We start from the raw sequence: 23,656 nt of genomic DNA on the forward strand, positions 1-23,656 counted from the left end.
TCAAGGACGTGTAGAGAACCCAGCTGCCATCTCAAGAACTACAAGAGCTGCCAATCGCACAGTTCGTTCATCTGCAGAATCCTTGCTTGCATCAATCTCAGTGATATCTGCGCCAATAACCGATGGTGATGACCCTGCAAGGAATGCGAATTGACGCAGTTCATCGGCGCTAATTCCACCAGGGGCTGCAGCAGGACAAGCTGGTACAACAGATCGATCACAGACATCCATATCAAAATCAACAAAGACCTTATCGCCTGCAACAGAGAGCGCTATCGCCCAGATATCTTCAATACTCTTTCTTCGAAGCTCACTGCGAGGAATGACGGTGATACCGAAATCGTTTGCTCTCTTGGCATACTCAGTCGAGTTGGAGAAATCAGCAATACCAATTTGAACAACCTTCTTGCCACTTAACCCCGCCTCAATGAGGCGTCGCACAGGAGAACCGTTGCTGACACCATCTCGTAAGTCGTAATGCGCATCCAAAGTAATTAATCCTGTTACTTGCATTGCCTGCACGCCGCAATAGGTAATCGAATTATCTCCACCCAGTGCAATAACCAGTGAGCTCTTGGCAGCTATCGATTTCAACTCAGAGATAGCCGCAACTTCATCACTATCGGGAGATGTGATATCTCCGGCGTCTTGCAGGGAAACTTTTTCAAGATTGACCCTGGGATCTGAGTGAGCGGTGGAGTAACGCTGTAACGCTTGCCGAATTGCATTGGGAGTCTGATGTGCTGATGTTGGACTCAGACTTGTTTGTGAGGCCGGAACTCCAACGACAGTCACATCTGCTTGATTTTCTGACTTCTGTGAAAAATGAGATGCCGCCCGTGGCCAGAGAGGATCGTGAGGCAGTGCCATGGTGAAAGGGTAGTGGTAAGGGCAATGATGCAGATATATAGTGCTCGAATGATGTCAGGACCTCGTCCAGTTAGAGCACCTCGCGGAACAACAAAGACCGCACACGGTTGGGGTCAAGAGGCAGCCCTTCGCATGTTGCAGAACAACCTCGACCCTGAAGTTGCTGAGCATCCCGACAAATTAGTTGTTTACGGTGGAACAGGTAAAGCTGCTCGAAATTGGGATTCCTTCGATGCTCTTGTTAAGACTCTGACCAATCTAAAAGATGATGAAACGATGTTGGTGCAATCCGGAAAACCCGTTGGTGTATTTCAAACCCATGAATGGGCACCTCGCGTACTCCTCGCTAATTCAAATCTTGTAGGAGATTGGGCGACCTGGCCTGAATTTCGAAGGCTCGAAGATTTAGGTTTAACGATGTATGGCCAGATGACTGCAGGGTCATGGATCTATATCGGCACTCAAGGAATTTTGCAGGGCACCTATGAAACTTTTGCAGCGGTTGCTGAAAAGCATTTTGGTGGGACGCTCGCTGGAACTCTGACAGTCACAGGTGGATGCGGTGGTATGGGTGGGGCTCAACCACTTGCTATCACCATGAATGAAGGAACATGTCTGATCATCGATGTCGATGGTTCACGCCTCAAGCGCCGAGTCACCAAGAGATATCTCGATGTCATTGCAGATAACTTGGAAGATGCTGTAGCAATGGCTGTGAAGGCAAAGAATGAGAAGAAGGCAATCTCCATCGGTCTTGTGGGAAATAGTGCAACGGTCCTCCCCCAACTCTTTGCCATGGGAGTGCCGATAGATATCGTCACAGACCAAACATCAGCTCACGATCCACTTTTCTATATTCCTGAAGGTATTGATATCAATGATGCCCGTGATAGCGCAGATCGAAATCCTGTTGACTTCTCCAAGCGCGCAAAAGAATCAATGGCAAAGCACGTTGAAGCAATGGTCAACTTTCAAGATAAGGGCGCAGTGGTCTTTGACTATGGAAACTCCATTCGCGATGAGGCACGCCAAGGTGGTTACACCAGAGCATTTGAATTCCCTGGCTTTATTCCAGCCTATATACGACCACTGTTCTGTGAAGGAAAAGGACCATTTCGTTGGGTTGCACTGTCGGGAGATCCGAAAGATATTGCACGTACCGATCAAGCAGTTCTCGAACTTTTCCCTGAAAACAAGCATCTGCATCGCTGGATCAAGATGGCGCAAGATCGCGTTGAATTTGAAGGGCTGCCTGCGCGCATCTGCTGGCTCGGCTATGGAGAACGCGATAAGGCTGGATTGAAATTTAATGACCTCGTTGCAAGTGGTGAAGTCAGCGCACCTATTGTTATTGGGCGCGATCACTTAGATTGCGGCAGCGTTGCATCCCCTTATCGTGAATCTGAAGCAATGCTCGATGGATCAGATGCGATCGCGGACTGGCCACTACTGAATGCGATGATCAATATTTCATCAGGTGCATCATGGGTCTCGATTCACCATGGTGGCGGCGTTGGCATTGGTCGCTCCATCCACGCAGGACAAGTCAGCGTTGCAGATGGAACGCCACTTGCTGCCCAGAAGTTAGAGCGAGTGCTCACCAACGATCCTGGCATGGGCGTCATTCGCCATGCAGATGCAGGCTATGAACACGCAAAGGAAGTTGCCATTGAAAAGGGTGTTCACGTACCCATGATGAATGGTGCACCTATCACGTGAGCTCCATAGCATTTACCAACATTGCAACTCTTGTCACAAATGATGTATCAGCAGGAGAAGGCGCCTTAGGAGTTCTACATAACGCAACTGTTGTGGTGGAAGATGGGTTGATTTCCCAGATTTCACAGACTCGACCATCTGGCGTCGATAGCGAAGTTGATTGCACGGGCAAGACATTGCTTCCAGGATTTGTGGATTCGCACTCTCACCTAATATTTGCCGGAGATCGAGCAGATGAGTTTGCAGCGCGTTCACAAGGTGGGAAATACACCGCAGGTGGAATCGCATCGACTGTGAAGGCAACGAGAGCGGCATCAGATGCTGATCTTCGCCAGAATGCACAGCGTCTTCTCAACGAAGCGCTTTCTACAGGCACCACAACGATGGAAATCAAATCTGGATATGGCCTCACTGAAAAGGATGAGCTTCGCAGTCTTGCTATTGCAAGTGAATTCACCGATGAGACAACTCTTCTTGCAGCTCATGTGATTCCTGAAGAGTTTGAATCGAATCCAGATGGCTATGTGGAGCTGATCGTCAATTCAATCATTCCGAAATCAAAGGCGAAATGGATTGATGCATTTTGTGATCTCGGTGCCTTTAACCCAGAGGAATCTGAGGCAATACTGCGCGCAGGAGTAGCTGCCGGCATGCAGGTGCGCATCCACGCCAATCAACTCTTTGCAGGAGTTGGTGTTGCACTCGCCGTAGCACTCGATGCAGCATCGGCAGATCACGTGAGCAAATCAACGAATGCAGATATTGAGTTATTGGCATCAAGTAATACCGTTGCAACACTCCTGCCGGGCGCTGAATTCTCCACACATCTGCAATCAGGACTTGGTCGACGTTTTCTTGATGCAGGAGCAACAGTTGCCATTGCATCTGATTGCAATCCTGGCTCTAGCTACACCACATCGATGCCATTTTGTATTGCCACAGCGGTAAGCCTCCTGGGATTTACGGTGGAGGAAGCGGTTAAGGCTGCAACCCTTGGTGGAGCACAAGCCCTTCGAAGAACTGATATCGGAATAGTGAGTGTTGGTAAGAGAGCAGATCTCGTACTACTTAATACACCTTCCTATATTCACCTGGCATATCGCCCCGGCGTCAATCTCCTTCACAGTACCTACAAATCAGGAAGAGCAGTGACATCATGGCAGAAGTAGTAATCACGACATCAGGCATGACTTTTAGCGATCTCGTGGCAATTGCACGTGATGGCGCCACTGTCTCACTCTCACAACAATCGCTGAGTGCGATGCAGAGCTCACGTGATCACGTTGAAAAGCTTGCAGCATCTGAAACTCCTGTTTATGGAATTTCAACTGGCTTCGGAGCCCTTGCAAATCGCCATGTATCGCAGGAGCTTCGCACACAACTACAACGTTCCTTGATTCGCTCGCATGCAGCGGGTGTTGGAGATCCCGTAGAGAGAGAAGTTGTGCGCGCTCTTATGGCTCTTCGATTGAAGACTTTGGCTTCAGGAAAGACAGGGGTGCGACCCGTTGTTGCCGAGACGATGGCCGCTCTTTTAAACGCTGGCATCACTCCCCTCGTTCGCGAATTTGGATCTCTTGGTTGCAGTGGAGATTTAGCGCCTCTTGCTCACTGCGCACTCGTTCTTATGGGCGAGGGCGAAGCCTTTGATAGCAATGGTGTGCAACGACCAGTAGCCGATCTTCTTCGCGAAGCAAAAATCATTCCCGTCCAACTTGCCGAAAAAGAAGGTCTTGCTCTCATCAATGGCACAGATGGCATGCTCGGAATGCTCATCCTTGCTATCGAAGATTTGCGAATGCTTGTTAATACTGCAGATGTCGTTGCAGCCATGAGCGTTGAAGGTTTGCTTGGAACAGATCGCGTCTTCATTCCAGAACTTCATCTTCCTCTGCGTTCTCACCCAGGACAGGCAGAGAGCGCGGCCCGCATGCTTGCAACACTCAAAGGTTCAGGTATAGTCGCATCACACTTGGAAAACGATGATCGCGTACAGGATGCGTACTCACTTCGCTGCGCTCCTCAAGTTGCCGGCGCTGTTCGTGACACAGTCGAATATGCAGCAACTGTTGCGCTACGAGAGCTAGCTGCAGTCATTGATAATCCAGTAGTTCTAGATGATGGTCGCATCTCATCCAATGGTAATTTCCATGGAGCGCCTATCGCCTATGTTCTGGACTTTCTGGCTATCGCTGTCGCAGATTTAGGAAGCATCGCAGAGCGACGCACAGATCGTGCACTCGATAAGAATCGCAGCGCAGGATTACCACCATTTCTGGCCGATGATCCTGGAGTTGATTCAGGTCTGATGATTGCTCAATACACACAAGCTGCCCTTGTCAGCGAGAACAAGAGACTTGCATCTCCTGCAAGTGTCGATTCCATTCCTTCCTCTGCGATGCAAGAAGATCACGTATCCATGGGGTGGTCTGCTGCGCGAAAGTTACGGACATCAATTACAAACCTCACCCGAATCATCGCCATAGAACTCGTGACAGCATCCCGTGCGATCGAGCTACGCGCTCCCTTAACCCCAAGCCCGGATTCAACCAAGGTCATTACGGCGCTGCGTAAAAGCGTTGCAGGACCTGGGCCTGATCGATATCTATCGCCTGAATTGGAAGCTGCAACAGCATTTGTCGCAACAGGTCGCGTTATGAATGCGATTGAATAAAGAGTCGAGAATTTTCAAAGATAATCTCTTGATCGTAATCAAGGGTTGCAACGTGGTAACTATTTACTAGTTCTATGCGGTTCTTCTCTCTCGATCCCACACCTGCCATGATGATTTCAGTGTTAGAGACAGGAAGCGTGTGATCGTCAACGCTATGAAAGAGCTGCAGTGGCGCTGTCACATCGTGAAGTCGCTTGCGGGTATAGGAGAGCATCTTCAATAGTTGGTGCACCCCAAGGGCCGGTAGAGAGTCATATCCCCATTCGGTAATTCCGGGGCGCTTAATGTCATCACCTACGGAATCGCGCATCTTTTGAAAGCGCGAGATGACCCAAGCCAATTGATGAGGCACCAACTTCACATGAATCATTGGATTCACAAGGATGATGCCAGCTAGTTGTCTCGAATATCGCGTGGCAACATTAAGAACAGTTCCACCGCCCATGGAAAGTCCACAGATAAATACTTTTTCGCAACTTTGCAGCAATACATTGAGATCATTCTCGACTTTCGCCGGCCACTCCTGCCATTGCACGATATTCAAATCTTCAGGGCGAGTCCCGTGGCCTGGGAGTAGTGGCACTGTGACGGTGTATCCCAGTTGATTCAGATATTCACCCCAGGGACGCATCGATGCAGGAGAACCTGTGAAGCCATGGACGAGAAGAACTCCAATAGCTTTATTGGCACCTTTGCCTTCGGCATGCCAGTCATTTAATAATCCCGCAGGTGCTCCATCAACGCTCATGTGTGCAGACTATTGCCCAGCCAATGTCATAGCAATCATCTACTGTTAACGCGTGGTTAACGATTCGATGAATTCTTCATGGCAGAGCACTTTCCAAGCAATTGGCAGGCCGCTTGTCGATACAACATTTGTTGTTATTGATCTTGAGACCACTGGTGGCGCACCACATTTAGGCGCTGGAATCACTGAGATTGGCGCTGTAAAGATTTGCAGGGGCGAAACAGTTGGAGAGTTTGAAACCTTTATCGACCCAGGCCATCCCATCCCTGCCTACATCACCGAGCTCACCAGCATCACCGATGAGATGGTCTTTCAATCCCCCACCATTGCTCAAGTATTTCCATCACTTCTAGAGTTTCTAGGTCATCCCGATAACACCGTGCTCGTTGCTCAGAATGCTCCTTTTGATCTCTCGTTCCTTACACACGCTGCCCGAGCGCACGACTTTGATTGGCCAAAATTTCCCGTGCTCGACACCGCCATCATTGCTCGCAAAGTCCTCACTCGTGATGAAGTACCCAATTGCAAGTTAGGAACACTTGCAGAATTCTTTGGTACGCAAACCACGCCCAATCACCGTGCACTCGATGATGCTCGGGCAACGGTAGATGTTTTTCACGGTTTACTGGAACGACTTGGCTCTCACGATATCTACACGTTGGAGGAGCTCAACAACTTCGGCAAGAAAGTTAAGAAGCCGAAATCTCCTGAGTAAGAGCTGCCCATTTATTGAGCAACTCACTTGCTGCTCCAGAATCAACTGCCTGCACAGCATGCTCTAACCCACGAGTTAAACGGGCCTTGATATCACTATCCATATCGCCTTCAAATGCTGCAATCGCAGCTGCTGCATTGAGCAAGACTGCATCACGCGGTGCACCACGTTCTCCTGCAAATATTGATTGTGAGATACGGGCATTTTCTTGAGCATCCCCACCCACAAGGGCTTCAATCGGTGCGTTATCCATACCGAAATCTTTCGCATCGATGCGATCGCTATGAATCTCAGATTTACCAATGGAAAGCACTGAAGTTGTGGTTGTGAGCGTGATTTCATCAAGCCCATCATCGCCTCTAAAGACAAAGCCATCGCATCCTTTATCTGCAAGTACCTGTGCCATCACAAGATGCATCCGCTCATTGGCAACACCAATAGCTGCAGCCTTTGGTTGCGCTGGATTTGCAAGCGGTCCCAAGATATTAAAGACAGTCGGTACTCCTAGTTCTTTACGCGCAGGTGCTGCAAAACGCATCGCTGGATGAAAGACCGGAGCGAGACAGAATCCAATACCGAGTTCGCGCACTGTGCGCTCAACTCCTGCGCCATCCAATCCAGGCACGACTCCCAGTGCTTCAAGAAAATCTGATGCACCCGATTTGGATGAGACTGCGCGATTGCCGTGTTTGACCACGCGAGCACCAGCAGCTGCTGCAATGATGGCAGCTGTTGTTGAAATATTGATGGTGTGTGCACCATCTCCGCCCGTACCCACGGTGTCCACGGCGCGTTCTGCAATGTTGATCGGAGCAGCGTTTGCATACATCACTTCAACAAGGGCGCCGACTTCCTCAGAAGTCTCACCTTTTGCTTTCAAAGCCAGAAGAAAACTCTTCACGCTTTCAATATCTGATTGCCCACCGAGAATCTCCTGCATCGCCCCTTGAATTTCGGCTCGCTCTAGATCAAGGCCAGCCAGTAATTTTTCAGTGAGAAGGCTCCAGCTCACAGGAGTTGAAGTCATAGTGAAACCTTCGTTATGCGGTTGCGTTTGTCGCGATAGTACGTGCGCGAAGAAGATCGGCAACAGTGTGAGAGAGAGTAAATGGGTCCACAGGATGTAAAACATTTGCTTCTGCGCGAGACCATGCTGCAAGCCATGCATCTTCCTTACGACCTGTTATGACCATCACGGGAGGACAGTTGAAGACCTCATCCTTGAGCTGACGAGCCATTCCGATGCCACCTTCTGGAACCGCTTCGCCATCTAAAATAAAGAGATCGATAGGAGATTCTGATCCGACTTTCTTGCCATCGACGAAGAGGCGAAGTGCTGCAGCGGTCGCGAATTGATGGATGACGTGCTCGGCCATTTCAGGAGAAACCCTGGAACCTAGGGCGCCAATAACTGCCTCGCGGACTGTGACGTCATCGGAGTAGAGAACGATGGAGTACTTGCGCTCCCGTGCCCCAGCATTTTCTGACATAGGCCAAAGTCTAATAGCCCGCCGGCAATGGCGATGACGAAAGAATGAGTCGAAATTGCGTGACCCTTTTCACCTCGATTAGGCGCAGAATCGAGGCCATCAGAGGGTCCCTAAATAGGTTAGTGCGCCCCTTTTCGGGAATAATGCCACCCATGACTAGCACCAGCGTGAGCGATCACCACAAAATCACCCGCCCGAACATGGTGGCGGTCGGAACGATTGTTTGGCTCTCTAGCGAACTCATGTTCTTCGCTGCGCTCTTTGCGATGTATTTCACCACACGCGCCGTGCAAGGTCCGAATGTTTGGCTTGAATCGACTGAGTTTCTCAACATTCCATTTGCAACGCTGAACACAACAGTTCTTGTTCTCTCATCAGTGACATGCCAGTTCGGTGTGTTCGCAGCCGAGCGCTACCAAGCGCGTCGCACAGGTTCTCTGATCAACATAATGAACTGGGGAATGCGTGAGTGGTTTGCACTCACTTTCCTTATGGGTGGCTTCTTTATCGCAGGTCAGATTTACGAGTACGCAGCTCTCGTCAGTGAAGGTATGGCACTTTCAACCTCTGCCTATAGTTCTGTTTTTTACATCGCAACAGGTTTCCACGGATTACACGTAACAGGAGGCCTCATCGCCTTTCTGATCGTTTTGATTCGTGTCGCTAAGGCTCGTCGATTTACACAAGGTCAGGCAACAACGGCAATCGTAGTCTCCTACTACTGGCACTTTGTTGATGTTGTCTGGATCGCCCTCTTCTCAGCTATCTACCTCATTAAATAAACCAAAGAACTGAATTTGACAATGACTGACCAACTGAAAGGAACACAGTGAAGCGCCTCTCGCGTCTACGCAGACATCGTGCAGCAGGACCAATTCTTTTGATCTTTGCTCTCTTCACCATCGGCACCACTTTTCAAGTAGCTAGCGCAGTCAACAATGAGAGCACCTCCATTGCAGATCGCGCAGTGACGATAGAAGAGGGTAAGCAGATCTTCCTTAAGGGTTGTTCTTCATGCCACGGACTAAACGCAGAAGGTGGTCAGATTGCACCTTCTCTGATTGGCGTCGGAGCAGCATCTGTTGATTTCCAGGTCGCAACAGGTCGTATGCCGATGGCTGATATGAGTGTGCAGGCAATGCGTAAAGACCCTGTCTATAACGCAGAGCAAGTACATGCACTTGCAACTTATGTTGCATCCCTTGCACCAGGACCACAAGTCCCGGGTGAAGAGCTTTTGAATTATGAGCGAGATGGTTCTGTTGCAGAAGGTGGCGAGCTCTTTCGTACTAACTGCGCGATGTGCCACAACTTTGCTGCACAAGGTGGAGCACTCACTCAAGGTAAATATGCGCCAACTCTGATGGGTGTTGAACCACGACACATCTATGAGGCAATGGTTACGGGACCACAATCAATGCCAGTCTTTAGCGATAAGACAATCACTCCCGAAGAAAAACTCTCCATCATCAAATGGATCAAGGCCGCAGAAGCTGAGCCACAACTAGGTGGTGCAGCACTTGGTCGCGTAGGACCTGTCACTGAAGGTTTACTTGTATGGACTCTAGGAATCGGACTGCTCATTGGTGTTGCAGTCTGGCTAGCAATGAAGGCGAGATAAGTAATGTCTAACGAGATCGAGCTCATTAAAGATCCAGGACTACCTGCTCACGTTCATCGCTCCACCGATACTGATCCAAAAGCTGCAGCACGCGCAGAGCGCCAAGTTGCAATTCTCTTTGCTCTCTCAGCACTCGGAACAATCATCCTCATCTATTCATACATCTTCATCAAAGATGATGTATTCGTCTTTATCCCAATCCTTGGTCAGACTCATCTTCAGCAATTGGGAATCGGCTTGGGAATGGCTCTTGCCCTCTTCTGCATTGGAGCAGGGCTAATTCACTGGGCTAAGACACTGATGCCTGATGAAGAAGTAATTGCCCAACGCCATGAATTTAGGTCTGAAGATGAAGATCGGTCAGAATTTATTAAGACTGTAAAGGAAGGTGCGGCCGCCGCAGGTCTTGGTCGCCGTCCATTGATTAAAACCACACTGGGCGCAGCACTGGGTCTTTCGGCACTCTCCCCCATCCTTCTCTTGCGCGATTTGGGTCCACTTCCTAAAGATGATCTGAGCAAGACATCCTGGAAAGCGGGAACTCGTCTGGTCACTGATCCAGGAGATCGCCCGTTGCGTCCTGAAGATCTCGAAGTTGGAGCTGTTGCGCAGACTCTTCCAGAAATCGAAGCTGGTGCGCATCGCTCACTTGCAGATATCGGTAAAGATGCCGTGCTTCTTATTCGCCTTCGCCCTGAAGAGTTCAACCTTGATGCAGAGCGTCTTTCTTGGACTCATGAAGGAATCATCGCCTTCTCTAAGATTTGCTCACATATGGGATGTGCAGTTGCTCTCTATGAACAGCAGACCAAGCACCTACTCTGCCCTTGCCATCAATCCACATTCGATGTGACGCGTGCTGCCAAAGTTATCTTTGGCCCATCTGCGCGACCTCTGCCACAATTGGCCATCACAGTCGATGCCGATGGTTACCTCGTAGCCCAAGCACCATTTAATGAACCTGTTGGACCTAGTTTCTGGGAGCGCTCATCATGACAGCACGCGAGAGAATCGCCGGTAACGTTGCAGGATATGTAGACGATCGCACAGGCGCCGCAAAGTGGATGAAGAAGAACCTCACCAAGGTCTTCCCAGACCACTGGTCATTCCTTCTCGGTGAAATTTGCTTGTACTCATTCGTGATTCTTCTTCTATCAGGAACATTTCTTACATTTTGGTTCGATCCTTCAATGCGCGAAGTTGTCTATGAAGGATCATATGAACCACTCAAGGGCCTAGAGATGTCTGCGGCCTATGCCTCAACTCTTGATATCTCATTCGAAGTTCGCGGCGGTCTCTTGATGCGCCAAATTCACCACTGGGCAGCTCTAATCTTTATGGTTGGAATCGTTGTTCACTTGATGCGCGTCTACTTCACAGGTGCCTTCCGTAAGCCACGTGAATTTAACTGGATCATCGGTGTTGGACTTCTTACACTCGGTATCGTTGAAGGCTTCTTGGGTTACTCACTTCCTGATGACTTGCTCTCAGGAACAGGTATCCGTATTGCTGAAGCAATAATTCAAGCGCTGCCACTTGTCGGTTCTTACCTTGCATTCTTTGCATTCGATGGAGCATTCCCTGGCACCGCATTTATTCCACGTATCTACACCGTGCACGTACTTCTACTTCCAGGAATTTTCCTTGCACTGATTACCGTGCACTTGATGCTCGTCTGGTACCAGAAGCACACACAGTTCCCAGGTCCTGGTCGCACAGAGAAGAACGTTGTTGGCTATCCACTTATGCCTGTTTACATGGCTAAAGCTGGTGGCTTCTTCTTCATCGTCTTCGGTGTGACAGCTTTCTTAGGTGCGGTTGCCTCCATTAACCCGATTTGGCTCTATGGCCCGTATACGCCAGGACAAGTCTCTGCAGGTTCCCAGCCTGACTGGTATATGGGTTGGCTCGATGGTTTAGTACGTATGGCACCGCCGATTGAGACACATGCCCTTGGCCACACCATCTCTTGGAATATCTTGATCCCAGGGCTGATCTTGCCTGGAATCATGTTTACAGGACTTGCTCTCTATCCATTTATTGAAAGTTGGGCTACGGGAGATAAGCGTGAACACCATCTCCTTGATCGCCCACGTAACACACCAAATCGCACCGCAATTGGCGTCATGGCTCTTACCTTCACACTTGTTTCACTGATCAATGGTGGTAACGACATTATTGCGACAACCTTTAATCTGACCATTAATCAGATGATGTGGTTCTCTCGTATCGGCATCATTGTTTTGCCTCCTATCGCATTCATTATCACCAAGCGCCTCTGCCTTTCATTACAGCGCGCAGATCGTGATCTTGTCTTGCACGGTCGCGAAACTGGACGCTTGGTGCGTATGCCAAGTGGTGAGTTTGTTGAAGTACATGAGCCAATCTCAGCTGAGAAGGCTTGGTTACTTACTTCCCACGAACAGCTTGCTCCTCTAGAACTTCCAGAGCATGATGCATCAGGTGTGCGTCGAGCAGGATTAATCAAGAACAAGATTCGCAATCGAGTCTCTCGTGCTGCTGCAGTTGCTGTTCCAAAGGCTACTGAGACTGAGCGTCGTGAACTCGAGGGCCATCACTAAGTAATTAAGAAATCGGCCCTGTCTTACACAATGTGAGCAGGGTCGATTTTTTTATGCACCTGTGTAGTGGTGAGCGATGCTTGCAAATGCTTGATCTAGAATCGCAAATCCTTCACGTAGTTCTGCCTCTGTGATGTTACATGGTGGGCAGATATGCATTCTGTTGTAATTATTAAAGGGGAACAGTCCCAGCTTCTTGCATGCAGCAACGAGCTCATTCATTCCAGGGCTAGATGCCCCGTAAGGAGCAAGAGGCGCTCTCGTTGCTCGGTCAGTAACGAGATCGAGCGCCCAGAAGACACCCTTACCGCGAATCTCACCGATCACTTTATGTTTCGCCATCAAATCTTCAAGCAGTGGCTTGATGACCTTCTCCCCCATGAGCGCTGCATTTTCAACAATCTTCTCATCAGCCATCACATCGAGTGTGGCAACGGCTGCAGCAGTTGCAAGTGGATGGCCACTGTAGGTAAGTCCTCCAGGAAATACGCGATCATTAAATGTTGCAGCTATCTCATCGCTGATGATGACGCCGCCTAGTGGCACATAACCGCTATTAACACCCTTGGCAAAGACGATGAGATCAGGCTCTGCTGCAGAGTGTTGGTAGGCAAACCATTTACCGGTTCGACCAAAGCCTGACATGACTTCATCGGCAATCCATTTAATTCCGTATTTATCGCAGAGCGCTCGAACACCCTCAAGATAGCCAACGGGTGGAACGAGAACACCTGCAGTGCCGACAACTGATTCAATCAGAATCGCAGCAATTGTTGTGGCGCCTTCAAAGATGATGACTTGTTCAAGATGCTCGAGTGCGCGCTTGCACTCTTCTTCCTCACTCTTTGCCCAGAAGGCTGAGCGATAGAGGTAGGGACCAAAGAAGTGAATGTGGCCATAGGCATATTCATTAGGCCATCTGCGTGGATCACCCGTTGATGCAATCGCAGCTGTGGTGTTGCCGTGATAGCTGCGATAGAAAGAGAGGATTTTATGTCGATGGGTATGAATACGCGCCAAACGAATGGCGTTTTCCACGCCATCTGCTCCACCATTGGTGAAGAAAACCTTATTGTGATGAGAGCCGGCGCGGGCAGTGATGCGCTTTGCCGCTTCTCCTCGCGCCTCATTGGCGTGTTGTGGAGCGACTGTTGTGTAGAGACCGGCTTGCTCTTGAATCGCCTTAATCACCTTAGGGTGTTGATGGCCAATATTTGTAAAGACTAATTGACTAGAGAAATCCAGATACTTATTGCCATCGTAATCCCAGAAGTAGCTTCCTTCTCCCCCTGCAACAGGTAGCGGTGAAATCTGAGCCTGTGCCGACCATGAATGAAATACATAGGAGCGATCAAGGTCAAAGACCTCTTTGCCACGAGCTGGATCTGCAGGAGGTTGAGTCATAGCCATATCTAATCAGTTAATGCAGAAAAATGTGAGTCTATGAACGAATGACCAGGGCCACTCCAAGGGCGGTCATCACAATTCCAATTACGCCAAGAGGTGTCACGGTCTCACCGAAGAGAATGAAAGCTTGCAATACTGCCATCGGTGGAACGAGATAGAGCAGACTTGAAACTTTCGCAGCCGAACCTCTATTGAGCAACCAGAGTAAAAGTAGTACCGCTGCAATCGATGTGACAAGGACTGCCCACGCCATGGTCCAGAAAGAGGTGTGGGTAAGTTCAAAGCGCGTTCTTCCTCTCACAATTGAAATGAGAAGTAATCCCACCCCAGCGATTGCAAATTGATAGGTAGTTCCAATCAGCAGTGGAATGGAGTGGCCAATCTTCTTCTGAAGCAGTGTTGCAACCGTGCTACCCGCAAGTGCAAGAAAGAGGAAGAGCAATGATTCTGTTGTGAAACCCTCTGCCTTCGAAAGCTTGGGTAGGACGACGAGAAATACGCCGAGTAACCCAAAGATCAGACCAGTAACCTGTCTGCGCGTGAGCGGTTCACTCAGTAAGCGCACTGCAAGGAGAGAGACAACGATTGGTTGCATGCTGGTAATCACTGATGACAGGCCAGCTGGTGCTCCTAGCTCGATTGCATACCAAACACCAGCTAGATAAAAACCATGCAGTGCAATACCTATGGCGAGGGAAGCGCGAAGATCTGCACGAGAAAGTGTGAGCGGCTGACGAAGTGCGGCAGTGAGAACGAAGAGGATGAAAGCTGCAAGAATGAGTCGAATCGCTAGAAAGAAGAGTGAGTCAGCATCTTCAAATCCATATTTAGCAACAACAAAGCCTGAACTCCAGATAAGGATAAATATCCAAGGAGCGGCGCCCACTATCTTCTTCATAGGCGTTTAGAACAAGAAATCGTTAGTGGGAGCTTTGAGAAATTGGCTTCTCGTACTCAGTCACCATTCCGATAATGCTGATGACCAAAGCCCCTAGCGAGATCAGTGTTAACCACCATCCGATGATCAGACCTAGCCCCATCGCTGTGGCACTAAAGGCAACAGGAAGTGGCCACCAAGAGTGTGGGCTATAGAAACCAAGTTCACCCGCATCATCTGCGATCTCTGCTTCAAGATTGTCAGATGGAATATCAAAGCCGATGCGCTTTTGAGTAAACCAGAGATAGAAACCCACCATGCCTGCAAGACATGCGGCAAGAATCATTCCCGTAATACCAACGGCTTCGCCACCGACCACATAGTAAATAACAGCCATCGCAACATAGAAGATTGAAAGTCCTGAAAAGAGTTTCCAATTAGCCTTCATGATTAGTGACCTTCTGTCTTAATGTGTGGGTGGTGCAGATCAAATGCTGGGCGCTCTGAACGAATACGCGGCATAGATGTGAAGTTATGGCGCGGTGGAGGACATGATGTTGCCCATTCAAGGGATGCTCCATAGCCCCAAGGATCATCGACTTCAACCTTAGGAGATTTACGAGTAATCCAGACGTTGACAAAGAACGGAATCATGGAGAGTGCAAGAAGGAAAGATCCAACGGTTGAGATCATGTTCATCTCTGTAAACCCATCAGTTGCTAAATAATCTGCATAGCGACGAGGGAAGCCCTTAATTCCAAGCCAGTGCTGGATAAGGAATGTGAGGTGGAATCCGAAGAAGAGTGTCCAGAAGTGAATCTTTCCAAGGCGCTCATTGAGCATGCGGCCTGTGAACTTTGGCCACCAGAAGTAGAAGCCTGCAAACATTGCAAAGACCACTGTTCCAAAGAGTACGTAGTGGAAGTGTGCTACTACGAAGTAAGACGCAGAGACTGCAAAATCAAGCGGTGGTGAAGCCAAGATGATTCCTGTAATTCCACCGAAGAGGAACGTGACTAGAAAGCCCATAACCCACAACATCGGAGTCTCAAAGGTGACGTGGCCACGCCACATTGTTCCGATCCAGTTGAAGAATTTCACACCTGTTGGAACACCGATAAGGAATGTCATAAATGAGAAGAATGGAAGAAGTACTTTGCCCGTTGCGAACAAGTGGTGTGCCCACACCGCAACAGAGAGAGCTGAGATTGCAATAGTTGCAGCAATCAGACCCTTGTAACCAAAGATTGGTTTGCGACTAAAGACAGGCAAGATCTCTGTTGCAATTCCAAAGAATGGAAGCGCCAAGATATATACCTCGGGGTGTCCGAAGAACCAGAACAAGTGTTGCCACAACATAGCTCCACCATTGGCCGGATCAAAGATATGCGTGCCAAAGAGGCGATCTGATTCAAGTCCAAGAAGTGCTGCAGCAAGCGGTGGGAATGCAAGCAATACAAGAATCGATGTCAACAATACGTTCCACGAGAAGATCGACATACGGAACATCGTCATTCCAGGTGCGCGCATGGTGAAGATAGTTGTAATGAAGTTAACGCCACCAAGAATTGTTCCAAGACCTGAAATGGTCAGTCCCATCACCCAGAGATCGCCACCGATTCCTGGTGAGTATGTTGAGTTAGCAAGAGGTGCGTATGCAGTCCAACCGAAAGATGCAGCTCCACCAGGAGTTAAAAACCCGATAGTTGCTTCGATAGAACCAAAGAAGTAGAGCCAGTAAGAGAGCATGTTAAGACGTGGGAATGCCACATCTGCAGCTCCAATTTGCAGAGGCATAATCACATTGGCAAAACCAACGAAGAGTGGCGTTGCAAACATCAAAAGCATGATGGTTCCGTGCATTGTGAAAATCTGGTTGTACTGCTCATTGCTCCAGAACTGCATACCTGGGCGGGTTAGTTCAATACGAAGGAGCAGCGCTAGCAGCCCACCGATAAGGAACCATGCAAATGAAGTCGCGAGATAGAGGTAACCGATGCGCTTATGGTCTGTTGAAGTAATCGTCTTAACAAACTGACTACCCCATGAAGTCTTCTGCACACCTTGGCGAGGAGCTGCAATGGTTGGACGTTCTGCAAATGTTGTCATTATGCGCTCGCCTTCAGTGAGTCAAGATATTTCTGGTAATTCTCAGGGGTAACTACTTTGACCTTAAAGAGCATTTGTGAGTGATTGCGTCCGCAGAGAATGTTGCAGCGTCCTGGGAACTCACCCAATTTATTTGCGGTGAACTGAAGTTGATTAGTCTCACCAGGCAAGTTCTGCATCTGAATCATAAAAGCTGGGATCCAGAAGCCGTGAACTACATCATTAGCGGTCAGAGTGAAGCGAACCTTCTCGCCTTGAGGAACATAAAGAGTCGGTGGATTTGCAGGAGTACCAGTTACTACTGCCTTCTCACCAGCTTCAGGATAAGTAAATTGCCAAGACCACTGAAAACCTTCAACAGAAATTTCGTGCTTGACCGGAGATGTCTTATCAATAATCTTGTCCTGCTTAACTGCAGTGAAGTAGAACATCACGGCAACAATTGCAAAGGGAATTACTGTGTAGAGAATTTCAACAGGAATGTTGTACTGAGTCTGCTTAGGAAATTCACCCTTGCTTGCTTTGGCGCGATGAAATACCGCTGGCCACAAAATGAGAACGAGGGTAATGACACCTACGACTCCCCCTGCAATCCATGCGCCTTGCCACAGTGAGAGTGAGATGTCGTTGACACTTGATACTCCCTTAGGAAAACCCATCCCCGAAATGTCATTGGAATTTAAAGAGCATCCTGTTAAGAAAGCTGGGGCAAGGAGAGCCGCTGCTCGGACAAAGCGCTTTCTGCGCGGTGCGTGAGAAGACATGGGGTAAGGATAGTGGCGCGATGTGCATGCGCTCGCCCGAGCGAGTAGCGTTGATTCGGTGGTTCGTGTCACAGGAAATTTCGCCTCTGAGGGCCCTCTCCACCCTGCCGCCAGAGAGGCTCTACTCGCGGCTTTTGACCAAGGTTGGGCAGATCCCAAGAAGCTTTCCCAGAGTTCATCTAAGGCTGCAATTCTTCGCAATCACGGCCTTGAAACTATCTCCACCCGATTAGGCATTCCAGCAGATTCGATCGAAGTGTTGGGCGAGCCATCCTTGGGCCACTACCTCTCTATCGCAGGTCTACTTCAGGAATCTTCCACCCTTGCATATTCAGCAATCGATAAAGGAAAAATCCGAGCCATCGCGCGATCTCGCACATCGCAGGTCTTAGAACTTGCCGTGAATTCCGCCGGAGCCATTCAAGGGCTCAGTGGAATATCCCATGGTGCTGTGCTCTCTCTGCAGTTGGCCAATGGTGAAACGGGAATTATTCAAGATGGCCTCCCATCCATCTCAGAGAATGTGCCGATTGCAATCGATGCAACAGCATCTGGTCCTCGAGTTCCTCTGCCAGATCGTTGGAGTACGGCCCACTTTGATGCAGCATCGTGGGGCGGCCCTAGTGGTCTTGCGATCATGGCTATAAGAAACCGTTCACAGTTCTCTTATCCCCTACCGCGCATCGCCCCCATCAGCTCCCCCGGTAGTTACTCACTTCCACTTTTGATTGCATCCGCCGTTGCTCTTGAAAACTTCACTCAAGAATCACCTTCTCTTCGCGAGTTTGCAGTTGCTCAATTATCGAAGATTGATGGCGTGCATCTTGTGGGGCCACAATCACCTGCAATGCCCCATCTGCTCTCACTCATAGCAGCAAACGTCTCCGGTGAGAATGTAGTCAGAGAGTTAGCTGCGCAAGGTATTGATGTTGACTCAGGGTCAGCATGTTCGGCTGAAGATCTACAGCCCAGCCATGTATTAGCTGCGATGGGTTATGAGACCAACGGCCATATTCGCCTCACTATGCACAACGGAATAACAGAGGCTGAAATTGCCAGCTTGGTTACAGCTCTTTCAGGAGTACTTCAAAAATTACGCGGGTAGCTGCACTGAGATTTCAGCTGCAGCATCTGATCCATATGCATCACTAAAGCGTGTGACAAATTCATCCTTTGTGAAGCGGTACTCCTGTGTTCCTGTTGTTTCGATGACATAGGTAGCAATCATTGAACCAAGCTGTGCACAGCGCTCATGTGAGAGTCCCCATGCAAGTCCTGCCACAAAGCCAGAGCGGAAGGAATCGCCAACACCGGTTGGATCGACTTTCGCCTTCTCTTTTGCGCAACCTACTTTGATAAATGTTCCATCGGTGCTTTCAACGCGAGCACCATCAGAGCCCAATGTCACGATGCGATATTTCACTTGTTCCAAAATCTCGTGATCACTCCACCCAGTCTTCTGGATGGCAAGTGCTAACTCATATTCATTCATAAAGAGGTAGGTAGCGCCAGAGATCAACTTCTTGATCTCATCCCCATTCATACGTGCCATCTGCTGTGAAGGATCTGCAGCTACGGCAACACCCATCGCAAGTGCTACCTCTGTGTGACGAAGCATCGCTTCAGGATCATCAGGTGACACAACAAGGATGTCGAGCTTTCCGACCTTATCCATGATGGGCTTGAGTTCAATGTTTCGAGCCTCAGACATCGCACCAGGGAAGAAGGATGCGATCTGATTGAGTTCCGTATCGGTTGTCACGGTGAAGTGCGCCGTGTGCTGCTCTGTTGAGACAAGTGCGTGGGATGTATCAACGCCATGACGTGTGAGCCATGCATCGTAATCAGCAAAATCTTTTCCAACTGCTGCAATCAAAATGGGGTTCAGGCCAAGGACGCCAAGACCAAATGCAATATTGGCAGCGCACCCTCCGCGACGAACATCAAGACCGTCGACAAGGAATGAGAGGGAGACTTTTTCTAAAGAACCAGCAACGAGAGAATCAGTGAACTTTCCAGGGAAAGTCATGAGGTGATCGAGACCTACTGAACCTGCAACACCAATTTTCATGGTCGCATCTAACTACAGCAGCTATGTATTAGCGGTGATTAGTTAAATGAATCGCCGCAAGCGCATGAACCGCCTGCATTGGGATTATCGATTGTGAAGCCCTGCTTCTCAATAGTGTCTACGAAATCAACTGTTGCACCCATGAGGTATGGATCGCTCATCTTGTCGACAACAACTTTGACTGCGCCAAACTCACGTGTGATATCGCCTTCTTGATTGCGATCATCGAAGTAGAGCTGGTAGCGAAGACCAGAGCAGCCACCTGGCTGAACAGCAACGCGCAGGTAGAGGTCATCGCGACCTTCTTGAGCAAGAAGGGCAGAAACCTTTGCAGCTGCCACATCAGTAAGTGCGATGCCGGTTGTAATCTCGACTGGAGTTGTTGTTGTTTCAGTAGTCATGTGCGCAAGAATACCCGCGTTTAGGTTGCGATGGCTAACCCAAACGCATGACAATACGCATATGTCTATCAGCCTCGGCGAGCTACTCATTCTGGGCCAAGGCTCAGATCTTGCCTCAGAGCGCGGAGTCTCATGCACCGGCGAACTTCCACCTGCCAGCGACCCGCACCTCGTTGAACGCGCTTTCGCTGCCAGAGCAGCCCTTGGAAGTCGGGCGCTGATTCTGGGCCATCACTACCAGCGAGATGAAGTCATTCAATTTGCCGATATCACTGGAGATTCATTTAAGTTGGCAGAGTCAGCAGCTGCCCAAAGTTCTGCAGAATTTATCTTCTTCTGTGGCGTTCACTTTATGGCAGAGAGTGCAGACATCCTGACCTCTTCCAAGCAACGCGTGATCCTTCCGGATTTAGCTGCAGGGTGTTCGATGGCAGATATGGCAACTGCAAATCAAGTAAACCAATGTTGGCAAGATCTTGAAAAAATCGGCGTTGCATCCAAAACCGTTCCTGTCACCTATATGAATTCATCTGCTGCGATTAAGGCTTTCACGGGCGAACATGGCGGAACAATCTGCACATCATCGAATGCGCAGAAGACTCTTGAATGGGCATTTGCTAAAGCGGAGAAGGTTCTCTTCCTTCCCGACCAACATCTAGGTCGCAACACAGCTGTGCTTTCTCTTGGGCTCTCACTCGATGATTGCGTCCTATGGAATCCATGGAAGCCAATGGGTGGCCTTACAGAAGATGAGATCCGTGGAGCCAAGATGATTTTATGGCGTGGACATTGCTCTGTTCACGGTCGCTTTACTCGTGAATCAATTCAAGAAGTTCGCACTCGTGTTCCAGGTGTTCAAGTCATCGTCCACCCTGAGTGCCAGCATGAAGTGGTAGTCGATGCGGATGTCGTGGGAAGTACAGAGAAGATAATTCAGACCGTGACGAAATCACCTGCTGGGAGTAAGTGGGCAATCGGTACTGAACTCAATCTCGTCTCGCGTCTTGCGCAGAATAATCCCGATAAAGAGATTGTCTTTCTCGATAAAAGCGTCTGCTACTGCTCGACGATGAACCGCATAGATCTGCCCCATCTGGTTTGGGCTATGGAATCAATCGTGGCAGGACATATCGTCAATGAGATTAAGGTCGATGAGCGAGTAGCCCGCTTATCCAAGTTGGCTCTTGAGCAGATGCTCGCTCTATAGTTCCACCATGACTGAATCATCTGCCGATAAGAAGGGTCGTCCGACCCCTAAGCGCAAAGAAGCTATCGCCGCTCGTAAAGTTTCATCCCTTGCTCCTGCATCCACAAAGGCAGAGAAGAAGCGCGCAAAGGATGCCTCCCGTGCTGCACGTATTGCCAATCGCGCCGCCTATATGCGTGGAGATGAGAACGCACTACCTGCCCGCGATAAAGGTCCAGTAAAGCGATTTGTCCGTAACTATGTGGATTCACGCAAATCAATTGGTGAATACTTCCTGCCCATCATCTTTATCGTTCTGATCTTTACCTTGGTTCCATATCCAATTTTCCAAATCGGAAGCATCATCATCATGTATGGCGTTCTCTTGATTTCAGTCATCGATGGATTCTTCTTAAGTCGCAAAATTAAGAGCGCTGTCCTTGTAAAATTCCCAGGCACAGAGCTAAAAGGAATCGGAATGTATGGATGGCTGCGCTCAACCCAGATGCGCAGAATGCGCTCTCCTAAGCCTCAGATCAAAGTTGGAGAAAGCTTCTAACTCACACCGCTAAGCGCGAGGGTTAGGGCTCTCGTTCTTCTTAGGATCGCGCTCTGGCAACTTTCCCAGAGCGTTATCAATGGCCTGCATGACATCGGCTGATAATTTGATTCCAGATGCTTTGACATTCTCTTTCACCTGAGATGGCTTGGTCGCACCCATAATGGCGCTAGAAACATTGGAGTTCTGAAGGACCCACGCAAGTGCCAACTGAGACATTGAGATATCTAGTCCGTCGGCAATTGGCTTTAACTTCTGAACCGCAGTCAAAACTTCCTCTGACATCCAACGAGAGATGAAGTCCGCCCCGCTCTTCTTATCTGTTGCGCGAGATCCCGCAGGTGCTTTCTTTCCTGGCAAATATTTGCCGGTAAGAATTCCTTGCGCCATCGGTGACCAGACAATCTGACCAATCCCCTCTTTCTTCGAAAGTGGAACTACCTCACTTTCAATCACACGCCAGAGCGCTGAATATTGAGGTTGGCTTGAGACAAAACGGTTATAGCCACGAGCATCCTGGATTTTGAGTGCATCAGAGATTTGCTTTGCATTCCATTCAGAGAAACCGATGTAGCTGACTTTTCCTTGACGGATCAGATCATCAAAGGCGCTCAGCGTTTCTTCTAGCGGTGTCTCAAAATCAAAGCGATGTGCTTGATAGAGATCAATGTGGTCTGTGTTAAGTCTCTTCAGCGATGCGTTACACGATTCCATGATGTGCTTACGCGATAGCCCGCGATCATTCTTGCCTGTGCCCGTTGGCCAATAGACCTTGGTGAACAGTTCATAGGATTCACGGCGAACGCCTTTGAGGGCTTTAGCAAGAACTACTTCAGCTTTTGTTCCGGCATAGACATCTGCTGTATCAAAGGTGGTAATTCCTTGGTTGAGAGCTTCTCGCACACATTTGACTGCAGCCTCTGTCTCAACTTGTGAGCCGTGAGTGATCCAGTTTCCGTAAGAAATCTCAGAGACATACATTCCGGTATTGCCAAGGCGTCTATATTCCATGGCGCCACTTTAGGGTTGTGCGTGGTGAGTTGCCAACACCTAGTCACTATGGTTTGGTTCGACCAGTAAGACCACAACTTCATAGGTATCTCAGTAGGGGAAGTTCGGTGCAATTCCGACGCTGACCCGCAACCGTAAGAGAGTTCATCCCTGAACTGCTTAAGTCGGATTACCTGCCGAGATATTTGTTTTTGACCAACACCCGCCGAGGTTTGCGGGGTGTAGTCCAAAGGTATTTGGCGTATTTGGCCGACCGCTAGCGAGCTACCCCTGTGAGACTCTTCTTTTTAGGAGTTCACACTGTGAAAGCAACACATTTCAACAAGATCGCACTTGCGATTCTTCTCATTTCATCTCAAGTCATTTCAACACCCGCATCCCATGCAGAAGCAAAGGGCTGGCGTTATTGGGGTTACTTCCAGGCAGCCCCTGGTGCATCAACATGGAAAGCTGCAATGACTGGACCCACTGTCGATATTGAAGATGGGGCCGTTGAAGGATGGTCATTTGTCTTTAGTAGCGATGATGTTCCATCAGTAGCACCCAAGACAAAACCTTCCTTTGCATCAATCTGTGGCAAGACAAAGGCAGATTCAGATACCAAGCGCATTGGTTTAGTCATCGAATTCGGTAACTCCGCATACGCACCAAAGGGCGAAAAAGTGCAGAAGCCAATAGTGCGTTGTGTAACGACAGCAAAGAGTTCACAAGGCATCGATGTCCTTGGCCAAGTGATCAAGGTTCGCTCAGCGAGTTCAGGGCTAATCTGCGGACTCAACGGCTTTCCTAAGAAGGAATGCGGAGTAGAGATAAAAACTCCAGCTGCGCTGATCAAGAAATAGCTGAAGAAAT

24 protein-coding genes and 1 riboswitch are annotated in these 23,656 nt (G+C 49.1%); of the genes, 12 read left to right on the top strand and 12 right to left on the bottom strand.

Features of this window, described 5'->3' with window-relative positions; genetic code table 11:
- Window positions 1-870, bottom strand: a complete 870-nt coding sequence (locus A1sIIA65_RS03770; RefSeq protein ID WP_095676247.1) for an arginase family protein — start codon at window positions 868-870, stop codon at window positions 1-3.
- A gap of 51 nt (window positions 871-921) precedes the next feature.
- Here A1sIIA65_RS03770 and hutU point away from each other — a divergent pair, with 51 nt between their 5' ends.
- From hutU to hutH, 3 genes are read left to right on the top strand one after another with little or no spacing between them, the layout of a single operon-like run.
- Window positions 922-2,589: a urocanate hydratase gene (hutU, locus tag A1sIIA65_RS03775; RefSeq protein WP_095676248.1), complete on the top strand. Its 1,668-nt coding sequence runs from the start codon at window positions 922-924 to the stop codon at window positions 2,587-2,589.
- On the top strand, window positions 2,586-3,758 hold the full coding sequence (gene hutI / locus A1sIIA65_RS03780; protein WP_095676249.1) for an imidazolonepropionase: 1,173 nt from the start codon (window positions 2,586-2,588) through the stop codon (window positions 3,756-3,758). The genes hutU and hutI overlap by 4 nt, the downstream gene beginning before the upstream one ends.
- On the top strand, window positions 3,746-5,263 hold the full coding sequence (gene hutH, locus A1sIIA65_RS03785) for a histidine ammonia-lyase (RefSeq protein WP_095676250.1): 1,518 nt from the start codon (window positions 3,746-3,748) through the stop codon (window positions 5,261-5,263). The genes hutI and hutH overlap by 13 nt, the downstream gene beginning before the upstream one ends.
- Here the strand turns inward: hutH and A1sIIA65_RS03790 are convergent.
- Window positions 5,244-6,011 carry an alpha/beta hydrolase gene (locus tag A1sIIA65_RS03790; protein WP_095676251.1) on the bottom strand — a complete coding sequence of 256 codons (768 nt, stop codon included), beginning with the start codon at window positions 6,009-6,011 and terminating at the stop codon, window positions 5,244-5,246. The two genes, hutH and A1sIIA65_RS03790, sit on opposite strands and share 20 nt — an antisense overlap.
- A gap of 52 nt (window positions 6,012-6,063) precedes the next feature.
- Between A1sIIA65_RS03790 and A1sIIA65_RS03795 the strand changes: the two genes are divergently transcribed.
- On the top strand, window positions 6,064-6,726 hold the full coding sequence (locus A1sIIA65_RS03795) for an exonuclease domain-containing protein (protein WP_223298496.1): 663 nt from the start codon (window positions 6,064-6,066) through the stop codon (window positions 6,724-6,726).
- Here A1sIIA65_RS03795 and trpD read toward each other — a convergent pair.
- Window positions 6,701-7,753, bottom strand: coding sequence for an anthranilate phosphoribosyltransferase (trpD, locus tag A1sIIA65_RS03800; RefSeq protein WP_095676252.1), 1,053 nt, complete (start codon window positions 7,751-7,753; stop codon window positions 6,701-6,703). The two genes, A1sIIA65_RS03795 and trpD, sit on opposite strands and share 26 nt — an antisense overlap.
- Window positions 7,754-7,766: 13 nt before the next feature.
- Window positions 7,767-8,216 (bottom strand): hypothetical protein, encoded by a 450-nt coding sequence (locus A1sIIA65_RS03805; RefSeq protein ID WP_095676253.1) that lies wholly within the window; start codon window positions 8,214-8,216, stop codon window positions 7,767-7,769.
- 152 nt (window positions 8,217-8,368) lie between these two features.
- Between A1sIIA65_RS03805 and ctaE the strand changes: the two genes are divergently transcribed.
- The 4 genes from ctaE to qcrB are packed head-to-tail and all read left to right on the top strand — an operon-like array spanning window position 8,369 to window position 12,419.
- Window positions 8,369-8,998: an aa3-type cytochrome oxidase subunit III gene (gene ctaE, locus A1sIIA65_RS03810; RefSeq protein WP_095676254.1), complete on the top strand. Its 630-nt coding sequence runs from the start codon at window positions 8,369-8,371 to the stop codon at window positions 8,996-8,998.
- A 47-nt stretch (window positions 8,999-9,045) separates the two neighbouring features.
- Window positions 9,046-9,837, top strand: a complete 792-nt coding sequence (qcrC, locus tag A1sIIA65_RS03815; protein ID WP_095676255.1) for a cytochrome bc1 complex diheme cytochrome c subunit — start codon at window positions 9,046-9,048, stop codon at window positions 9,835-9,837.
- 3 nt (window positions 9,838-9,840) lie between these two features.
- A complete protein-coding gene (gene qcrA / locus A1sIIA65_RS03820; RefSeq protein WP_095676256.1) occupies window positions 9,841-10,833 on the top strand; it encodes a cytochrome bc1 complex Rieske iron-sulfur subunit in 993 nt (330 codons plus the stop codon).
- A complete protein-coding gene (gene qcrB, locus A1sIIA65_RS03825; RefSeq protein ID WP_095676257.1) occupies window positions 10,830-12,419 on the top strand; it encodes a cytochrome bc1 complex cytochrome b subunit in 1,590 nt (529 codons plus the stop codon). Before qcrA ends, qcrB begins: the two co-directional genes overlap by 4 nt.
- A 51-nt stretch (window positions 12,420-12,470) precedes the next feature.
- Here qcrB and A1sIIA65_RS03830 read toward each other — a convergent pair whose 3' ends face one another.
- Genes A1sIIA65_RS03830 through ctaC form a run of 5 tightly spaced genes read right to left on the bottom strand, consistent with a single transcriptional unit; the run spans window position 12,471 to window position 17,576 of the window.
- Window positions 12,471-13,823, bottom strand: coding sequence for an aspartate aminotransferase family protein (locus A1sIIA65_RS03830; protein ID WP_095676258.1), 1,353 nt, complete (start codon window positions 13,821-13,823; stop codon window positions 12,471-12,473).
- A 37-nt stretch (window positions 13,824-13,860) separates the two neighbouring features.
- Window positions 13,861-14,724: a DMT family transporter gene (locus A1sIIA65_RS03835; RefSeq protein ID WP_095676259.1), complete on the bottom strand. Its 864-nt coding sequence runs from the start codon at window positions 14,722-14,724 to the stop codon at window positions 13,861-13,863.
- 22 nt (window positions 14,725-14,746) lie between these two features.
- Complete coding sequence (locus A1sIIA65_RS03840) at window positions 14,747-15,151, bottom strand: cytochrome c oxidase subunit 4 (RefSeq protein WP_095676260.1); 405 nt, start codon at window positions 15,149-15,151, stop codon at window positions 14,747-14,749.
- A 2-nt stretch (window positions 15,152-15,153) separates the two neighbouring features.
- The gene (gene ctaD, locus A1sIIA65_RS03845) at window positions 15,154-16,812 is read right to left on the bottom strand and encodes an aa3-type cytochrome oxidase subunit I (RefSeq protein WP_095676261.1); all 1,659 of its coding nucleotides are present in this window, start codon (window positions 16,810-16,812) and stop codon (window positions 15,154-15,156) included.
- A complete protein-coding gene (gene ctaC, locus A1sIIA65_RS03850) occupies window positions 16,812-17,576 on the bottom strand; it encodes an aa3-type cytochrome oxidase subunit II (RefSeq protein ID WP_095676262.1) in 765 nt (254 codons plus the stop codon). The genes ctaD and ctaC overlap by 1 nt, the downstream gene beginning before the upstream one ends.
- Before the next feature lie 58 nt (window positions 17,577-17,634).
- Between ctaC and A1sIIA65_RS03855 the strand changes: the two genes are divergently transcribed.
- Entirely contained in the window at window positions 17,635-18,681 is a 1,047-nt protein-coding gene (locus A1sIIA65_RS03855; protein WP_095676263.1) for an aminotransferase class V-fold PLP-dependent enzyme, read from the top strand.
- Here A1sIIA65_RS03855 and A1sIIA65_RS03860 read toward each other — a convergent pair.
- Both A1sIIA65_RS03860 and A1sIIA65_RS03865 read right to left on the bottom strand, forming a co-directional pair.
- Window positions 18,670-19,647: a carbohydrate kinase family protein gene (locus A1sIIA65_RS03860; protein WP_095676264.1), complete on the bottom strand. Its 978-nt coding sequence runs from the start codon at window positions 19,645-19,647 to the stop codon at window positions 18,670-18,672. The two genes, A1sIIA65_RS03855 and A1sIIA65_RS03860, sit on opposite strands and share 12 nt — an antisense overlap.
- Before the next feature lie 38 nt (window positions 19,648-19,685).
- A complete protein-coding gene (locus A1sIIA65_RS03865; RefSeq protein WP_095676265.1) occupies window positions 19,686-20,048 on the bottom strand; it encodes a HesB/IscA family protein in 363 nt (120 codons plus the stop codon).
- 61 nt (window positions 20,049-20,109) lie between these two features.
- Here A1sIIA65_RS03865 and nadA point away from each other — a divergent pair, with 61 nt between their 5' ends.
- Together nadA and A1sIIA65_RS03875 are read left to right on the top strand one after the other, a co-directional pair.
- Window positions 20,110-21,255 carry a quinolinate synthase NadA gene (gene nadA / locus A1sIIA65_RS03870; protein ID WP_190277097.1) on the top strand — a complete coding sequence of 382 codons (1,146 nt, stop codon included), beginning with the start codon at window positions 20,110-20,112 and terminating at the stop codon, window positions 21,253-21,255.
- A 7-nt stretch (window positions 21,256-21,262) separates the two neighbouring features.
- On the top strand, window positions 21,263-21,793 hold the full coding sequence (locus A1sIIA65_RS03875; protein ID WP_095676266.1) for a DUF3043 domain-containing protein: 531 nt from the start codon (window positions 21,263-21,265) through the stop codon (window positions 21,791-21,793).
- Between the two features lie 9 nt (window positions 21,794-21,802).
- Here the strand turns inward: A1sIIA65_RS03875 and A1sIIA65_RS03880 are convergent, their stop codons facing one another.
- Window positions 21,803-22,804: an aldo/keto reductase family protein gene (locus A1sIIA65_RS03880; RefSeq protein ID WP_095676267.1), complete on the bottom strand. Its 1,002-nt coding sequence runs from the start codon at window positions 22,802-22,804 to the stop codon at window positions 21,803-21,805.
- Window positions 22,805-22,875: 71 nt separating this feature from the next.
- A riboswitch (adenosylcobalamin (AdoCbl) riboswitch) is annotated at window positions 22,876-23,034 on the top strand.
- 72 nt (window positions 23,035-23,106) lie between these two features.
- Between A1sIIA65_RS03880 and A1sIIA65_RS03885 the strand changes: the two genes are divergently transcribed.
- Window positions 23,107-23,646, top strand: a complete 540-nt coding sequence (locus tag A1sIIA65_RS03885; protein WP_095676268.1) for an SCO2322 family protein — start codon at window positions 23,107-23,109, stop codon at window positions 23,644-23,646.
- The last annotated feature ends 10 nt before the right edge of the window (window positions 23,647-23,656 follow it).

The sequence above is a fragment of the Candidatus Planktophila dulcis genome, from assembly GCF_002288225.1.
Lineage (GTDB): Bacteria > Actinomycetota > Actinomycetes > Nanopelagicales > Nanopelagicaceae > Planktophila > Planktophila dulcis.

What these genes read in the sequence shown, in the direction of transcription:
- A1sIIA65_RS03770 (WP_095676247.1), bottom strand. Translation starts at nt 870, where the DNA reads ATGGCACTGCCTCACGATCCTCTCTGGCCACGGGCGGCATCTCATTTT.
- hutU (WP_095676248.1), top strand. Translation starts at nt 922, where the DNA reads ATGTCAGGACCTCGTCCAGTTAGAGCACCTCGCGGAACAACAAAGACC.
- hutH (WP_095676250.1), top strand. Translation starts at nt 3,746, where the DNA reads ATGGCAGAAGTAGTAATCACGACATCAGGCATGACTTTTAGCGATCTC.
- A1sIIA65_RS03790 (WP_095676251.1), bottom strand. Translation starts at nt 6,011, where the DNA reads ATGAGCGTTGATGGAGCACCTGCGGGATTATTAAATGACTGGCATGCC.
- trpD (WP_095676252.1), bottom strand. Translation starts at nt 7,753, where the DNA reads ATGACTTCAACTCCTGTGAGCTGGAGCCTTCTCACTGAAAAATTACTG.
- A1sIIA65_RS03805 (WP_095676253.1), bottom strand. Translation starts at nt 8,216, where the DNA reads ATGTCAGAAAATGCTGGGGCACGGGAGCGCAAGTACTCCATCGTTCTC.
- ctaE (WP_095676254.1), top strand. Translation starts at nt 8,369, where the DNA reads ATGACTAGCACCAGCGTGAGCGATCACCACAAAATCACCCGCCCGAAC.
- qcrA (WP_095676256.1), top strand. Translation starts at nt 9,841, where the DNA reads ATGTCTAACGAGATCGAGCTCATTAAAGATCCAGGACTACCTGCTCAC.
- qcrB (WP_095676257.1), top strand. Translation starts at nt 10,830, where the DNA reads ATGACAGCACGCGAGAGAATCGCCGGTAACGTTGCAGGATATGTAGAC.
- A1sIIA65_RS03830 (WP_095676258.1), bottom strand. Translation starts at nt 13,823, where the DNA reads ATGACTCAACCTCCTGCAGATCCAGCTCGTGGCAAAGAGGTCTTTGAC.
- A1sIIA65_RS03835 (WP_095676259.1), bottom strand. Translation starts at nt 14,724, where the DNA reads ATGAAGAAGATAGTGGGCGCCGCTCCTTGGATATTTATCCTTATCTGG.
- A1sIIA65_RS03840 (WP_095676260.1), bottom strand. Translation starts at nt 15,151, where the DNA reads ATGAAGGCTAATTGGAAACTCTTTTCAGGACTTTCAATCTTCTATGTT.
- ctaD (WP_095676261.1), bottom strand. Translation starts at nt 16,812, where the DNA reads ATGACAACATTTGCAGAACGTCCAACCATTGCAGCTCCTCGCCAAGGT.
- ctaC (WP_095676262.1), bottom strand. Translation starts at nt 17,576, where the DNA reads ATGTCTTCTCACGCACCGCGCAGAAAGCGCTTTGTCCGAGCAGCGGCT.
- A1sIIA65_RS03860 (WP_095676264.1), bottom strand. Translation starts at nt 19,647, where the DNA reads ATGAAAATTGGTGTTGCAGGTTCAGTAGGTCTCGATCACCTCATGACT.
- A1sIIA65_RS03865 (WP_095676265.1), bottom strand. Translation starts at nt 20,048, where the DNA reads ATGACTACTGAAACAACAACAACTCCAGTCGAGATTACAACCGGCATC.
- nadA (WP_190277097.1), top strand. Translation starts at nt 20,110, where the DNA reads ATGTCTATCAGCCTCGGCGAGCTACTCATTCTGGGCCAAGGCTCAGAT.
- A1sIIA65_RS03875 (WP_095676266.1), top strand. Translation starts at nt 21,263, where the DNA reads ATGACTGAATCATCTGCCGATAAGAAGGGTCGTCCGACCCCTAAGCGC.
- A1sIIA65_RS03880 (WP_095676267.1), bottom strand. Translation starts at nt 22,804, where the DNA reads ATGGAATATAGACGCCTTGGCAATACCGGAATGTATGTCTCTGAGATT.